This window comes from Rhodanobacter sp. MP7CTX1 (genome assembly GCF_014205795.1).
Lineage (GTDB): Bacteria > Pseudomonadota > Gammaproteobacteria > Xanthomonadales > Rhodanobacteraceae > Rhodanobacter.
On the sequence record NZ_JACHCN010000007.1, the window covers coordinates 35,532 to 51,384 of the forward strand.

13 protein-coding genes are annotated in these 15,853 nt (G+C 61.5%); 7 read left to right on the forward strand and 6 right to left on the reverse strand.

The window, feature by feature from the left end; all coding sequences use genetic code 11:
- Positions 1–2 precede the first annotated feature (2 nt).
- The 7 genes from HDE77_RS10600 to HDE77_RS10630 all read left to right on the forward strand — a co-directional run bounded on the left by HDE77_RS10600 (position 3) and on the right by HDE77_RS10630 (position 11,195).
- On the forward strand, positions 3–326 hold the full coding sequence (locus HDE77_RS10600) for a hypothetical protein (RefSeq protein ID WP_184417303.1): 324 nt from the start codon (positions 3–5) through the stop codon (positions 324–326).
- 7 nt (positions 327–333) lie between these two features.
- On the forward strand, positions 334–705 hold the full coding sequence (locus HDE77_RS10605) for a GPW/gp25 family protein (RefSeq protein WP_221444225.1): 372 nt from the start codon (positions 334–336) through the stop codon (positions 703–705).
- Positions 702–3,632 (forward strand): putative baseplate assembly protein, encoded by a 2,931-nt coding sequence (locus HDE77_RS20510; protein ID WP_255482652.1) that lies wholly within the window; start codon positions 702–704, stop codon positions 3,630–3,632. The genes HDE77_RS10605 and HDE77_RS20510 overlap by 4 nt, the downstream gene beginning before the upstream one ends.
- A gap of 89 nt (positions 3,633–3,721) precedes the next feature.
- Positions 3,722–6,766 carry a putative baseplate assembly protein gene (locus HDE77_RS10615; RefSeq protein WP_255482653.1) on the forward strand — a complete coding sequence of 1,015 codons (3,045 nt, stop codon included), beginning with the start codon at positions 3,722–3,724 and terminating at the stop codon, positions 6,764–6,766.
- Positions 6,763–9,006: a hypothetical protein gene (locus tag HDE77_RS10620; RefSeq protein WP_184417305.1), complete on the forward strand. Its 2,244-nt coding sequence runs from the start codon at positions 6,763–6,765 to the stop codon at positions 9,004–9,006. Before HDE77_RS10615 ends, HDE77_RS10620 begins: the two co-directional genes overlap by 4 nt.
- A 10-nt stretch (positions 9,007–9,016) precedes the next feature.
- Positions 9,017–10,741, forward strand: coding sequence for a DUF6519 domain-containing protein (locus HDE77_RS10625; protein ID WP_184417306.1), 1,725 nt, complete (start codon positions 9,017–9,019; stop codon positions 10,739–10,741).
- An 88-nt stretch (positions 10,742–10,829) separates the two neighbouring features.
- The gene (locus HDE77_RS10630) at positions 10,830–11,195 is read left to right on the forward strand and encodes a hypothetical protein (RefSeq protein WP_184417307.1); all 366 of its coding nucleotides are present in this window, start codon (positions 10,830–10,832) and stop codon (positions 11,193–11,195) included.
- Positions 11,196–11,514: 319 nt separating this feature from the next.
- On the opposite strand, the gene HDE77_RS10635 is transcribed toward HDE77_RS10630, so the two are convergent.
- From HDE77_RS10635 to HDE77_RS10665, 6 genes are all read right to left on the reverse strand, one after another.
- On the reverse strand, positions 11,515–11,940 hold the full coding sequence (locus HDE77_RS10635) for an organic hydroperoxide resistance protein (RefSeq protein WP_184417438.1): 426 nt from the start codon (positions 11,938–11,940) through the stop codon (positions 11,515–11,517).
- Between the two features lie 84 nt (positions 11,941–12,024).
- Positions 12,025–13,299 (reverse strand): MFS transporter, encoded by a 1,275-nt coding sequence (locus HDE77_RS10640; protein ID WP_184417308.1) that lies wholly within the window; start codon positions 13,297–13,299, stop codon positions 12,025–12,027.
- A 128-nt stretch (positions 13,300–13,427) separates the two neighbouring features.
- Positions 13,428–13,664, reverse strand: a complete 237-nt coding sequence (locus tag HDE77_RS10645; RefSeq protein WP_184417309.1) for a 4-oxalocrotonate tautomerase family protein — start codon at positions 13,662–13,664, stop codon at positions 13,428–13,430.
- A gap of 53 nt (positions 13,665–13,717) precedes the next feature.
- On the reverse strand, positions 13,718–14,428 hold the full coding sequence (locus tag HDE77_RS10650) for an SDR family NAD(P)-dependent oxidoreductase (protein ID WP_184417310.1): 711 nt from the start codon (positions 14,426–14,428) through the stop codon (positions 13,718–13,720).
- A 373-nt stretch (positions 14,429–14,801) separates the two neighbouring features.
- Positions 14,802–15,230: a VOC family protein gene (locus HDE77_RS10655; RefSeq protein ID WP_184417311.1), complete on the reverse strand. Its 429-nt coding sequence runs from the start codon at positions 15,228–15,230 to the stop codon at positions 14,802–14,804.
- A gap of 359 nt (positions 15,231–15,589) precedes the next feature.
- Complete coding sequence (locus HDE77_RS10665; protein ID WP_184417313.1) at positions 15,590–15,784, reverse strand: tautomerase family protein; 195 nt, start codon at positions 15,782–15,784, stop codon at positions 15,590–15,592.
- Between the last annotated feature and the right edge of the window lie 69 nt (positions 15,785–15,853).

A 15,853-nucleotide genomic window follows, 5' to 3' on the forward strand; every position in this document is an offset into this window, starting at 1 on the left:
TGATGCCGGGTTTCATTATCCATGTCGGTGCCAGCGTGCTTTGCGCACATGCAGGGCAGGCGCAGGCCACGATGCCCAATCCGCGGGTCACCGTGAGCGGTCAGCCGACCGTGGCGATATCGGGGCCGTGGCTGATCGCCGGCTGCGTGCTGCCGCCGCCGATCGCTGCGAATGGACCCTGCGTAAGCGCGCAATTCGTCACCGCCGCCACACGGGTGACCTCGAACGGACAACCTTTACTGCTGTTCGACAGCCAGGCGATATGTGTGCCCACCGGCACGCCGTTGCTGATCGTCGCCAGCCAAACCCGCGTCACCGCGATGTGAGGACGTGATGATTACCGCGATCAACATCGACTTCCCGTTCGCGTTCGACCTGCACGGCCGCACCGCGACGACCGATGACGACGACCATGTGCGCGACATGATCGAGCAGTTGTTGTTCACCAGCCCCGGCGAGCGCGTGAACCGGCCGGACTTTGGCAGTGGTCTGCTGCAGATGGTGTTCGCGGCAAACAGCCCGGAGCTCGCTGCCGCACTGCAATTCAACATGCAGGCGTCGTTGCAGCGTTATCTGAGCGATGTGATCAGCATCGGCACACTGGAAGTCACCGCCGACGACTCCACCCTGCAGGTGGATCTCAGTTACGTCGTACTCGCCACCGGCGACGCCCGCAGCGATACGTTTACGCGGAGTGCATCATGAGCGCTGTGACCACCAACTCCACGGCGGCACTTAACCCGGGTGGGATCGGTTGCTCGCTGATGCCGGCTTGCAGCAATGAAGCAAGGCGCGAAAAGCTGCGCACGACCGGTACGCTCAACGGCATCGACTACGTGGAAGTGGGCGACGACGGCGTGACGCTGTGTGTGCATTTGTTTGGCGACATCCCCACGGATATCCAGGTCGCGAACGTGCGCGTCAGTGGCGGCGACCGCATTACCGGCTTGCGTGTGCTCAGCGTCAACGAAGAACGCGAGCCCGAACTGCACGACGACGTGTGTCTGCGCGTCGTGCTGGATCGCGAGGGCGATCACACAGCGTATTGCCTGTGCATCGTTGACGCGTCCTCCGGCAACGACCCTGCCAGCTGGATCGCCTATGCGGGGTTCGATCCACGTTATGCCTGCGCCACGTTGCGCTTCCGGCTTGACTGCGGCAAGAACCTCGATTGCGCGGCCAGCACGCCCTGCGTGCCGACACCGCAGCCGCTGCTCGAGATCAACTATCTGGCCAAGGACTATGCGAGCTTCCGCCAGCTGCTTTTCGACCGCATGGCGCTGAATCTCCCGGCGTGGCAGGAGCGGCATGTGCCAGACATCGGCGTAGCACTGGTCGAAGTGCTGGCTTATACCGCCGACTACTTGAGCTACTACCAGGATGCGGTTGCCACCGAAGCTTATCTCGGCACGGCGCGTCGGCGCATTTCGGTGCGTCGACATGCGCGGTTGGTCGATTACCGCATGCACGAGGGCTGCAACGCGCGTGCGCTGGTGGCGCTGTCACTCGCCGTGGGCGAGGCAACGCTGGCACTGGACAATCTGCTGTTGCTCGCGCCACCAGTGGCACAGCTCAATGTCACGCCAGGTTTTATCGATGCTTCCCAGCTTGCCGCCGCGCGAGTGCAGGGCGCGCTGATCTTTGAGCCGATGCCGCTGGAAGGCGCCACGTCCATCACCGTTGTTGCCGCACAGAGCGCGATACGCTTCTACACCTGGGGCGATGAGTTGTGCTGTCTGCCGCGCGGAAGCACGCAGGCCGTGTTGATCGATGCTCCGTTGACGACTCCGCCATCGCCAGCACCACCAGCGCCTCCTCCTTCGACTTCGACGGTGAATCCGCCAACGACACCACCCGCGTCTTCCGCGCCGCCCGGGGCGACACCGAGCAATCCCAATGATCCAACCGGCACGGTAGGTATCGCAGCGATAGGTGCGCCGACCGCATCGGTGCCAGTCACGCCGACAGCTTCGAGCAAAGCCGCCGTCGCCGCACCGCAACGTGCATTGAAATTGCAGGTGGGCGACATCCTGATCTTCGAAGAAGTGCTGGGCCCCGCCACGGGAAATCCGGCCGATGCCGACCCCACCCATCGGCAAGCGGTGCGCCTGACCGAAGTAGTGGAACTTGTCGACCCACTCGATGGCACCTTATTGCTGGAGATCAGCTGGGACGCCTGCGATGCACTGTTGTTCGACCTGTGTCTATCGGTGCGCATGCCATCGCCGGATTGTTCGTGGGTGCAGGACGTGAGCCTTGCGCGTGGCAACGTGCTCTTGGTGGATCATGGCGATCACCTGTCGGGTCAGTGCAGTTGTGCCGCCATCTGCATGCCCAGCGGAAGCGATGATGTTGGCAATGATGTCTATCCGGGCCTGACCAGCGCACTCGCCGACATGCCCGATGCCTGCCAGCGCTGCAACGCGCTCGCCGAGGATTGCTGGCTTGTGCCTGGCTCCACGGACTACGGCTGCTGCCAATGCGAGGGCGCGGTGCAGGACGTCACCTATCCGCCTGATGACACTGGTCACGCGTTGCCGGGCACGCCGCTCACCTGGGCTGAGCCTCTGCCGAGCCAGCCACAGGCGCCGATTTGCAAATTGATCGCACGTGATCCGCGAGCTGCGCTGCCGCAGCTCACGGTGTACGGCGGTGCGTTGGCCGATGTGCTGATTGACAGCACGCCCGCTGAATCGTGCCTGTGGCAGTCGTGTCAGGATTTGTTGGAAAGCGGCCCCAACGATCGCCAGTTCGTGGTGGAGATTGACGATGACGGAGCAGCCCATCTTCGCTTCGGCGATGGCGTACTAGGGCAACAGCCACAGGCTGGCGATTTCTTCCGAGCCTTGTCGCGCCTGGGTAACGGCACAGCCGGCAATGTGGGACGCGATAGTATCGTGTGGCTTGCACTGAAGTCCGACGTGCCGCCGGCAGACGTGCAAGCGCGCAATCCATTACCGGCGAGCGGCGGCACCGCCGCGGAAACGCTGGCAGAAGTCAAGCTCTACGCGCCCGGTGCGTTCAGTGCACGATCGCTGCGCGCCATCATTGCCGATGACTACGCGATGTTCGCCGAACAGTCTCCGAAGCTGCAGGGCGCTGCTTGTGCGATGGCCTGGAACGGCAGCAACTACGAGGCAGACGTCGTGGTCGATCCGCTGGGTCGCGAAAGCCTGTCTCGCTCGCTTGCCCACAGCATCAAGCGCGATCTCTATCGCTATCGGCGCATCGGTCACGACGTGGCTGTGTTGGGTGCGAACTATGTGCCGTTGTTGATTGAATTGTTCGTCTGCGTGCTGCCCGACTTCCTCACGGCGCAGGTGCAGGCGCAGCTGGTTGACTGCTTTACGGCAGGCTCACGCAGCGATGGCACGCCAGGCTTTTTCAACCCCGACCGATTGCAGTTGGGTGAGCCGGTTTTCCTCAGCGCCTTGATGGCACAGGCACAGGCGATCACGGGTGTGGCGCATGTGGAAGTGCGCACACTGACACGCATGGAGGTCGGCGAGTCAGGCGATGTACCAGCTGATGGTGTGCTGCATCTGGCAGCGAGTGAGATCGCCCAGGTCGACAACGACCCGGATCATCCCGATCACGGCAGCATCAGCTTCAGCATGGGAGGTGGGCGATGAGCTGCTGCAGCGCTTGTGGCCAGCATGCCTGCGCCTGTGGTTGTGGCGCCCCTGCTCGCACGCCACTGTCTTTGTACAACCGGCCCGGCTTGAACAGTTTGGCGTATCGGGTCGGCACCTATGCGGATTTCCGCGCCACCATGCAGATGGACCTGAGCAGCGCCGCGCTGCCTGCACTTGCCGGCCTGCGCACGCGCGAGCTCGACGACCCGTCGATGGCCTTGCTCGATGCATGGGCGGTAGGCGCCGATGTGTTGAGTTTCTATCAGGAGCGCATTGCCAATGAAGGGTACTTGCGCACCGCCACGGAACGGCGCTCGGTACTCGAGCTGGGCAAACTACTCGACTATCGCCTGCGTCCTGGCGTGGCCGCCAGCGTCTACCTCGCCTACACCATCGACCCCAACTCGGGGCCCGTGACTATTCCGGCCGGTTCGCGTGCGCAATCGGTGCCCGCGCCAGGCCAGCAGATGCAGACGTTCGAGACCTCCGATGATCTCGACGCGCAGAGCGAATGGAATGCCTTGCAGCCGCGGTTGACGCAGCCGCAGAACATTTCGCTCGACACCATTGCCGGGCTCGGCGAGGTGTGGGTGGCGAGCATCAGTACGAATCTGAAGCAGAACGATCGGCTGCTGTTCCAGTTCGGTAACCTGCAGACCGGCGTATCGGCAATTCGCCTCGTGCAGTCGGTGGACGTGCAGCAGACGGATCAGCGCAGCCACGTGGTGTTGCACGCGTTCGATCCGGCCATCGTGCAGTCGGTCGCAGCGGCGAACACGGCGATTGCAGCGCTTGCCGTCAGCGGTGGCTTGGTGTTGACGGCGTTGGAAGTGGTGCGGCAGAACCTGCTATTGGGTAAGCGCTACAGCAACGCCAGCGACGTCCTGAGTGACTTCATCGAGAGCGGCGGCGGTCGTGCGGCGCCTCCCGCGCCGGTGGCGGCCTTCACGCAGGCGGTGCAGCAGGCTTTTACGGCTGAGGGAGTGGTCACTTCGCCCGCCGCGGGTGGATTTACTGCGCTATTCGGTGCGCTGACTTTGCCTCTGTCGCTGCAGCCAGCCAATAGTCTGCGCTTGCAACGCAGCGTAAGCACGGCGCTGGGTATCGCCAGTGACACGCGGCCGCAGCTGCTACTCAATTTTGCGACACCGTTGATTGATACGTTCTATCGCGCGTGGACCAACGTGCCGCACGGGGATCCGTCACCTACGCTCAGTGGTGTGTTTGCCATGCGTGTCACGGCTTCGCTGTTCGGCTACAACGCACCGTCGCCGATGACGATCGTGCAGACGTGGAATTCAGCCAATGATCAATCGGTCTCCACTCCTACGCCAGGTACGCTCACGCTAGACGAGATCGCCAACCGGCTGTCGCTGGACAACGTATATGACGGCGTGGCGGCGGGCAGCTACGTGGTGATCCAGCCCCCTGACAATCAAGCACAGATGGCTACGCCAGTAGTGGTACAGGTGGCCAGCGCACGTACCGTCCCGCGCACCGACTACGGTATCAGTGGCAAGACGACGCAGCTCACCTTGGTCGATACGTCGGGCGAAGGCACGGGTGGGTGGACAGTGCCGGATGTCAATGCACTGAGGGGTACGCAGGTTTACGCGCAAAGCGAAGCGTTGCCGCTGGCCGAACGGGTACTCGCCGACGACGTCGGTGAGGTCGCGTCCAGCAGCGCCGGCATCGCGGGTGACGGTGCGAATCGTCTTACGCTTGACACTGCCGTCGACGGATTGAAAGCAGGGCGCTGGGTGATCGTGCAAGGTCAGCGCACCGACGTTCCAGGTACAGAAGCGGTCACTGCGGCGGAACCGGTGATGTTGCTTGCCGTGGAGCAGGGCGTCGCGGCGGATCTTCCCGGCGATACCATTCACAGCACCCTGGTCTTTGCAAACAGTGGCCTCGCCTACACCTACCTGCGCAGCAGCGTCACGATCTACGCCAACGTGGTGGACGCCACCCACGGCCAGACGCGCGACGAGGTGCTGGGTAATGGTAGCGGTGCCACTGCCATGCAGACATTCCAGCTGAAGCAGTCGCCGCTGACCTATGTTTCGGCCGCGACGGTCGACGGCGTCCAAAGTACCCTGAGCGCCAGCGTCAATGGCGTGCTGTGGCACGAAGCGCGCAACCTGGCCTTCGTCGGTGCGCGCGACCGCAACTTCGTCACTGCCATCGACAATGCAGGCAATACCAACGTCACTTTTGGAGACGGTATACACGGCGCGCGGTTGCCCACCGGAGTTGAAAATATCACCGCGGTGTACCGCAACGGCATCGGCACACCAGGCAATGTCGATGCACAGCAGATCAGCTTGCTGGCAACCAAGCCGCTCGGCGTGACGCAGGTGATCAATCCATTGGGTGCATCCGGTGGCGCCGATCCCGAAACGCGCGACCAGGCGCGCCGCAACGTGCCGCTGGCCGTGCTTGCTCTGGATCGCCTGGTATCGGTGGCCGACTATGCGGACTTCGCGCGCACCTTTGGCGGCGTTGGCAAGGCCTCTTCAGTAAAACTTGGCAACCAGGTGCGGGTGACCATCGCGGGCGCCGATGATGCACCGATCGACACGACCTCCGACCTCTACCGTAACCTGCTGCAGGCGATGCAGAAGTATGGCGATCTGTCGCTGTCGCTCGGTCTGGATGTGCGCGAGTTGCTCGTACTAACGCTGAGTGCCAAAGTTGGCCTTGCGCCGGACTACGTGTGGGAAAACGTCGAGCCGCTGGTGCGCGCTGCGCTACTCAATGCGTTTGGGTTTGAGTCGCGCGATCTCGCACAGAATATCTATCTCAGCGAGGTTGTCGCCTGCATCCAGGCCGTAGCTGGCGTGGCGTGGGTTGACGTGGATGCGTTCGGCAGCTTCGACGAAGCCACCTTGCTCGCCGATTTCAGCGGCGACAGCGGTGACGGCGACGGCGACGGCAGTGGCAATGGAAGCGGCAGTCCGGGCAGCATCGCCACCGCGCCGGCGATGACGGCATCCGCATCCGCACAGCCACCGCAGCGCGTGGTAGCCCTGCCTGCACGCTACGAAGACGGCACAGTGCAAGCGGCGCAGCTGCTCTATCTGCTCGCTGATGTGCCCGACACATTGCTGCTGCAGGAGGCGACGTCATGAGCGTGAATCCGGACCGCCTGTATGACCTGATGCCCGTCGTCTATCGCATGCGCGATGCAGATCAGGGCTATCCGCTGCGTGATCTGCTGCGTGTGCTGGCTACCCAAGCCAACGTGTTGGAGCAGGACATCACGCGGCTCTACAACAATTGGTTCATCGAGACATGCGACGACTGGGTGGTGCCGTATATTGGCGACCTGCTTGGCTACACCTTGCTGCCAGAAGCGGCCACCCTGGGCGAAGATGGCAGCAACGCAGTACGCCTCGGACGCGTGCTGGCACCGCGTGCCGACGTGGCGAACACGATCGACGCGCGTCGCCGCAAGGGCACCCTGTCGTTGCTGGAAGACCTTGCCCGCGACTCGGCCGGATGGCCGGCGCGCGCGGTGGAGTTCTACAAGTTGCTTGGCTGGATGCAGCATTTGGATCACCAGCATCCGCATCGCGGCGGTAATGCCGACTTGCACGATCCGGGCGTCATGCAGCGCATAGGCTGGGCGAACGGCGCGTTCGATCCACTGGCCCACAGCGCGGACGTGCGACGCATGGGCAGCGCACGTCGACGTGGGCGATACGGCATCCCGGATGTCGCGGATTTCGCGTTTCGGCTGCGCAACTATCCGGTTACGGAGTCGCCGGCTTATTGCCTGGAGGAACGCGGGCCGCACTGCTTCACGTTCAGCGTGCTGGGCAACGACACCGCGCTGTTCCAGTTGCCGATCGAGGAGAGCGTGCCCACGCATATCGCGCAGGAGTGCAATCTGCCCGTGCCCCTGCGCCGCTATCGCTTCGCCGAGCGTGGCCCGCAGGCCGACTACGCCGCGGTATCGACAGCGCTGTATGGCGTGGATAAAAGCGTGCTGATCTACGCGCCCGACTGGCCGAGCAAGGGGCAGGGCTTGCCGATACCAGCCGACGCAGTGATTCCGGCGGATCTCGACGCGTGGCGCTATCAGATACCGCGTGGCCAGGTGGCGGTGGACCCCGAGCGCGGACGCATCATGTTTCCGGCCAATTATCGTCCGAAGCGCGGCGTGTGGGTCAGCTATCAATACGGCTTTGCTGCCAATCTTGGCGGTGGCGAATACGCCCGCGTAACGCCCGAGCTCGAGAACGCCGCACGCTATATCGTGCACACCGCGTTGCCGGACAGCGATCCAACCAAGGTTACCTGGCCGGCAGGCCACTACGCCAGTATCGCCGACGCACTCGCGGCGTGGACGACGGCCAAGACAGCCACGCCGACATTGCGCGCGTTGATCATCGAGCTGGCCGAGAGCGGTGTCTACGAAGGCAGCATCGATCTGCAGCTCGCCGCCGGCGAAGCGATTCAGCTACGCGCAGCCGATCGCACACGCCCCGTGTTGCGCTTGCTGGACGTTCGCGCCAGCCAGCCGGATGCGCTATCGGTCAGCGGCGCCCCCGGCAGTCGTCTGCTACTCGACGGCCTGATGATTGTCGGGCGTGGCGTGGAAGTGCAGCTGTCTGGCGACAACGATGGTGACGTCTCGCAGGAGGATCTGTGCGAGTTGCTGATCCGCCACTGCACCCTGGTGCCGGGCTGGGCGCTGCACTGCAATTGCGACCCCAAGCGCCCGGGCGAGCCGAGCATAACCCTGGACAATTCGCGCGCGTCGCTGCGTGTGGAGCACAGCATCATCGGTGCCATCTCGGTGATCAGTCCGGCGCGACGCGGTGAGCCGCCGAGTCTGCAAGTCTGCGACAGCATTGTGGACGCAACGGGCATTGAACGCGTGGCCCTGGGTGCACCGGATGAAGCAGTGGCCTATGTGCAAGCGAGCTTCGTGCGCTGCACGGTGATCGGCGAGGTGCAGGCGCACAGCGTAGCGTTGGCCGAAAACTCAATCTTCGCCAGTGCATTGCGCGTTCTGCGCCGGCAGTTTGGCTGCGTGCGCTTCTGCTATGTGCCGGTTGGCTCGCGTACACCACAACGTTTTCATTGTCAGCCCGATCTTGCGCTCGCCGCAGCGGACAGTACGCAGCAGGCGCAGGAAACACTGCGCGTGGTGCCCGAGTTCCGCAGCTTGCGTTATACCTCAGCCAACTATGCACGACTTGCCGACATCTGTTGCGACGAGATTCGCAGCGGCGCGTCCGACCTCTCGGCGATGGGCGTGTACCACGACCTCTACGAACCGCAGCGCGAGGCGAACCTCAACGCGCGGCTCGCCGAATATGTGCCAGCGGACACCGACGCCGGCATTCTCTACGCGAGTTAGGAGATCGACCATGAAAGGCGACTTCGCACGTGTCACGTTCGATCCGACCTTGCATTACAGCCAGGTTTTGCAGCAGCAGGGAAGGGTCCTGCTTGAGGCAGACTGGAACGAGCAGGCGAGTATCCAGCTGCATCTGTTGCGCACGATGGTGCGGGATCTGGTGGGGCCGTGTTGGGCGGTCGGGCAGGGCTTTACCATCGCCACGCAACCCCACGTGACTGACTGGCAGTTATCGGCAGGGCATTTTTACGCCGACGGTATACTGTGCGTAAACGATGCGATGTCTACGCTCTCCACGCAGCCGTATGCGCCGACGCCGGACGACACTGTCTACGGTGGCAATCTGGTCGATCCACCCGACAGTTTTGCGCTTTGGCTCGACGTATGGGAACGCCATCTCTGTGCCGTGGAAGCGCCGGAGATCAGTGATACCGCGCTTAACGGCGTCGATACAGCCTCGCGTGTGCAAGTGGTGTGGCAGGCTCGCATGCTGGCATTGGATGCGAGCCACGAAGGCGCGCCGCTCGATGACGCCACGGCTGCGCTGAACGTCCGGCTGCAGGCGGCGACCAACGCCACCGACCAGGCGCTGATCAACCAGCAGATCGCTGCTATCGCGCAGTTGCGCAACAATTTGGGCACGCCGACAGCGGCGAACGGCATCAACATCGATCCCTGTACGACTTTGCGACAGATCTTTGGTGCACGCGCCACGTACGCATGGCCCGCCATGAGTGCGCAACTCGGGCCCGTGGAATCGGACAGCGATCCCTGCATCATCGCCGCCGACGCACGCTATCGCGGCTGCGAGAACCAGCTTTACCGGGTCGAAGTACATCAGGGTGGGCTTGCCAGCACCACGACCTTGGCGGCCGCCAGCATTAAATGGTCGCGCGAGGACGGCTCAGTGGTCTTTCCGATATTGAGTGCGCCCAGTACGGCACAAAGCGATGGAAGCACTCAGATTGCGGTAACGCTGGCGAACCTTGGCCGCGATCAACGACTCAGCCTTGCCGTCAACGATTGGGTCGAGCTGGTAGATGACGACTACACATTGGCGCAGCGTGCATTGCCACTGTTGCAGGTGATCGCCATCGATGTCGCCGATCGCATCGTCACGCTTACGGTGCCGAAGAATATTACGGCCTACGCCATCAACACGGCTGCGCAGAACCATCCGTTGCTTCGCCGCTGGGATCAAAGCGTTGCGGTGAATGCTCAGGGCACCGTTGCGCTGGTTGAAGGCGCGGTGATTGATCTCGAAGACGGCATTCAGATCAGCTTCGTCCCTGGGGGCCTGTACGCCACGGGCGACTATTGGCTGATTCCCGCGCGCGTCGCCGGCAATGGTACACTTGACTGGCCGCAGGTAGCAGGTGCCGCTGCGGCGCTCAAGTCGCGAGGCATGCACCATTACGCCGTGCTCGGCGTCTCCAACCCCAACGGCGGTTTCACCGAATGCTGCTGCCGTTTCGATTCGCTCTGCGCGCTGATCCGGCAAAACGCGAAGCAGACAGGAGCCACCAGCAACACTTCCGTTCTACAGCCGCTGGCGCCAGCCGTGAAGACAGCAGCAGCGGCGACGAATGCGACCAAGACAGCACCTGCTGTCAGAAAAACGGAAGCGACGGCAAAAACGGTGCCTCCGGCGAAGAAAGCGACAAAGACGGCGAAAGCGGCGCCAGTCGCAAAGAAGGCAGCAAAGACGACGAAGGGCGGGAAGGGTGGATCATGACCTTGCGGCGGGCGAAGGAGTCCTCCGGCTTCTGCGTACAGCAGCGATGCATTCGGCGGCAGATGAGCGCGTTCATTCCTGATGAGAAATGCGTCTGCGCCTTGAATTCCGTCGCAACGCAAAAACCGCGAGAAAACGATCAACGCTTGGCGTAACCTTGCGTTTATTGGGTCACGACGAGGACTGCATGATGACGACACGATTTTGTGCGGCGGCATGGAACGAGTCGGGGAACAAAGACGAGCTTTTCGGTCGCCCGCTGGACGTGGGCTTCTGGGGCGTTTTGCGATTGGCCAAGGGAATCGATCATGACGCAAAACGAGTACGCGACTGGTATCTAACGGAAAATATCCGTGAACTCGGCGGCAAGACGGCAAAGCAATTGGTCGAGAAGGGCGAGGCCGATCTCGTCATAGGCTTTTTGAGAGCCATACGGCGCGGCTATCGAGACTGAATCTTCCGGGGCGCAACGTGAAGGCGCAATCCAATGCAGTGAACGTGCGGCTTGAAGAGGCTTATTCGATCAGGGAAGGGAGCATCTCTGCGACCCTTTAAGCCGTCCAGGAGCTCTCAATTTTTCCAGAATGCTGACAAGCGGTCTCGATTAAATCGACGACTACGACTCATCAGCGACGACTTGCGCTCGCCCAGTGACCGAGCGAGCGGCTACGGCTAACCACCATTCTGACATCGAGAAAATGAGGATCCCTGGGCCGTGCATGACCTCCACGCACGAACATCTCGAACCGCCATCCGTGCAGGTCAGCGTGTGATCAAGCGATCACGAGTTCGACATCGATGTTGCCGCGTGTTGCGTTCGAGTACGGGCAAACCTGGTGAGCGGCGTCGACCAACTGCTTCCTTTGGCCATCATCGAGGCCGGGCAGGCTGATGGAAAGCTTGACCGCGATACCATAAGCGGCACCGCCGTCCGTCGGGCCGAGCAAGACGTTGGCATCGATCGCGACGTCGTCCGGCACTTTGAGGCTCAGCTTGGGTGCCACAGCCCGCATCGCGCCGATGAAGCAGGCCGAGTAACCGATAGCGAACAACTGCTCAGGGTTGGTGCCCGGTTTGCCTGAGCCCGGTGAGCTGAGCGTAACGTCGAGTGCGCCGTCGCTGGTCCGGCCCGCACCGTCGCGGCCGCCCGTGGTGTGGGCTTCTGCGGTGTACAACACTTTGTCGAGTTTCTTGAGCATGGTCATTCCCTCAGATTGATGCAGATGGATTGAGTAAGTGCTTCGACTTTCAGGACTACGCCATCCTGGCCTCATTCGCGCTTCTCACACAGCTTGCTGCGGATTGCGGGATCGGGCCCACTGATTGAGTCCGGCACACAGGATCAATAACGATCCGGTCACAAAAAATACTTCATGCAGCCCGATTCTTGCGCCAATCAGGCCGCCGATCAACGGGCCGACGACCTGTCCGGTGAACTGGGCCGACTGCAGATATCCCAGAGTTTTTCCAGAATGGTGTTCATCGACCGAATGGCGAACAAGCCTTGCGATAGAGGGAAGCAATCCTGCGATCGTCATTCCCATAAGCCCACGCAAAAGAGCCAGTTGCCACCATTGCGTCACAAACGCCTGCGGCACCATCACCAGTCCTGTCGCCAGGAGGCAACCTATGATGACGTTCCAGCTGCCCACGCGATCGGCAAGTGCACCGAGGCGCGCGGCGGTCAGCATACTACCCAGAGCAGACGATGCCATGACAATGCCCGCGATACGTGCGAGATGATCGGTAGGTACTCCGAGCTGTCCGATATACACCGTAATGATGGGCTCGATCGACATGTTGGCGAGAAGAACCATCATCGCGGTGAGCAGTAGCGTAACGATGAGGAAATGATGGGATGTCGCCGACGATCCAGCTTTAGCGGCAGCTCGATCCTTTGCGTCAGACTCGCGGTCAAAATCCTCGCGTACCAGCAGAATGGTCGCGACGGCGGCTACGGCGATCATCGCGCCACCGACAAAAAACGTGCCGCGAATGCCAACCCATGCTGGTAGAAATCCGCCCACCAGCGGGCCGACGAGGTTGCCGGTTAGCGCGCCAGTGGACAGCAAGCCGAGCGCCCAGCCGGCACGCATGCGCGGCGCCTGCGTGCCGATCATGACAATAGACGCTGACGCATACCCGCCGATCAACCCCGCTGTCAGGCGCAGCGCAACGAGTTCGACGACGCTGTGGGCGATCCCGATGAGAGACATCACAATGGCCATGCCGATCGCCGCGCGCACCAGCATGGGTTTGCGCCCATAGCGGTCAGCAAGATGCCCCCAGATCGGCGCAGTCACGGCCGTGCCCAGGAAGGTCGCGCCGAACGCGACGCCCGACCACTGTATGACCGCGGATGAAGACGAGATGCCCAGTTGCTGCACATACAGCGGCAGAAAGGGCAGCAACATGCTGAGACTGACCAGCGTCGTGAATGACCCGAATACGCAGACGGCGAGGTTACGCCGCCAGTACGGGGCGTTGCGCTCCGCATAACTGAGCCTGTTGGATTCCAGGTCTGGCGATTGCGTGCTTACGGTGACTTGAGCTGACATACACCAAGCCTTAATTGGAAAGGGTCATGCCTCAGTGAATATGAGAAGCCTGAGGAGCCAATGGCGGCGTTTGGCTATATAGCGGCTGCGCAGCGGGGCTGCGCAGCGGGGCTGCGCAGCCGGAAGGTCTACTTCTTTTTCAATTGCTGCTGTTTTCGGAATTCCGCAACGGGCAAGCCGCCCCATCCGAAGTTCTCCATCTCGACCTCTTCTATGACGACGAACGTCGCCTCGAGCGGTTTGTTCAAGACATCCAACAACAACTGGCTGGTCCCTTTGATGAGGGCCGCTTTCTCTTCTGCCGTTGCGGCATCGCGGCCCGGACCCGAACCTTCACGGGTGATCTGAATGTTGACGATAGGCATGATCGCGTTCCTGGTTGGCTTTGGGGCGGGCAGTGCGCCCGCCCCAGGGATCATTAGTGACCGGCGCTCTGGCCGCCGTCGACATGAAGGATCTCGCCAGTCACAAAACCGGCGGACTCGAGGTAGAGGACCGCCTCGACGATGTCGCTGGTCTCGCCCATGCGATTGACCGGGTGCAGTGCGGCCAAGGCACCGTGTGTCTCTGGCGCGTGCATCGGGGTCTTGATGATGCCCGGCGACACGGCATTTACACGGATGCCACGCTTGGCGTACTCGATCGCCAACGACTTGGTGGCGGCATTGAGACCGCCCTTGGTGAGTGAGGCCAGCACAGACGGGACACCGTCGATCGCATGGTCGACCAAGCTTGTGGTGATGTTGACCACATGGCCGCTACCTTGCTTTTCCATCTCCGCGACCGCGAATTGCGTGGCATGAAAGAAGCCGTTGAGATTGACGGCAAGCGTGCTCGCGTAATCTTCAGTGGTGTAAGCGGTAAATGGCTTTGCGATGAAGATGCCGGCATTGTTGATCAAGGTATCGATACGACCGAAGCGGGACATACCTTCCTTGATCATGCGCTCGGCAACCGCGCGATCCGAAATGTCGCCGGCAATGGTCAAAACATCGGGATCGCTTGACGGCTTGATCGAGCGCGAGTTGGCAATGACCCGATAGTCGCGGTCACGAAATGCCTTGACCAGACCGCCGCCGATACCTTGCGAGGCACCAGTGATAACGACAACTTTGCGTTGATTGTTCATGATTTTCATCTCTAAAAGTAAGGGGAGGGAACCGGCTTGATGCCAGTCGGGGCAGCCGCTCCGACAGCCGCTAATTTAGGCGCGTAGAGCGGATTAGCGAATCCCTGTCAATCGGCAGACACTCTTCCGCGCCGCAGAGGAATCGCAGGATCTGGCTATGCCTCGGCTGTCTTGGTCAGTCGCGAAATGGCGCGCGAAGAGGGCGCGATGTCAGCTTGCCAAAGGCACGGATGGCGCAGCGCAATTCAGATTGGAAAGATTTCCCCGCACAGGCCAAAAAAAAACGGCTGCGTAGGCAGCCGTATTTTTCCGTGTTGCGTCAGGTATGCCGCGTAAGGCAGCGATTGGATCTGTTCTTATTGTCCTGGTGACGTCAAGTGCGGTTTAGTGAAATACGTGGATCGAAATCGAACTCGAGTCTGATGCCGCCGGGTTCGTACATCATCGTATGCCGCTTGGGTCCATCGCCCTGGTTCTCCGGTGCAAACTCAACCACGACGCCAGGCCATGAAGAGATCCGCGCGAACAACTCCTGCAGCGCTTCCTCGCTGCCTACTCGCAAGGCGAGGTGGTGCAATCCGACGCCTGTCTTGCGGTCGAACTTCACATAGTTGGCTGGATCCGTGACTTGCCACAGCGTCAAGGTGATGCGTCCATCGGACACGAAGGCCGCGGGGTAGCTGGGGCGCTCTCCGACCTGGGTCCAGCCGAGACCATTGATAAAGAAATCTCGCGTGATGTTCAAGTCGCGAACGGTCAGCCCGATATGGTCAACGCCGCTCGTTAAAGGTTGGCCGGTCATGGTCATGGTTTCCTTGCAGGTTCAATCAAGGGTGCGGGCGCAGCTGAGATCTCTATCCTCATCCTCGGCACGAGGATTCGACGATCGTGCGGTGCCTCCGATGTCGGGTGATTTAGGAGCATTGGTTCCTAGATGGGTCCTGGATAGGGAGAGATGTAGTCGATCTCCTTGATGTTTGACGCGTCATGTTCGTGTATGACGACGGTGACAAACTTGGGGTCGGATCCGAGCGTTACTTGCGTGGCCTCGGTGAGCTCACGCATGAGCGAGTGCTTTTGCTCAGGCGACAAGCCTCGCTTGATATGGCACTGGATGAGTGGCATGGCATGTTCTCCGGCTAGTGGGGAATCAGGTGTCGGTCAGGATTTGACGTAGTCCGGCAGGTGATGACCGTTCTCCACGAAATCGATACCGCGGCTTTCATGAATAACCAGGAATACGTTGTCGCGCGATTCGCCGGTAGCCTTGCTGACGACGTCGAGTAGAGCGGACGCCAGGCTGCGCTTCTGATCGTCAGTCCGTCCGTTGCGCATATCTATGGTGAGTATCGCCATGGTGGTCTCCAATAGAGGATGGGGTGAGCGATTGCCTCGAGCGCATTTCCTCAACAACACAGCACAAGC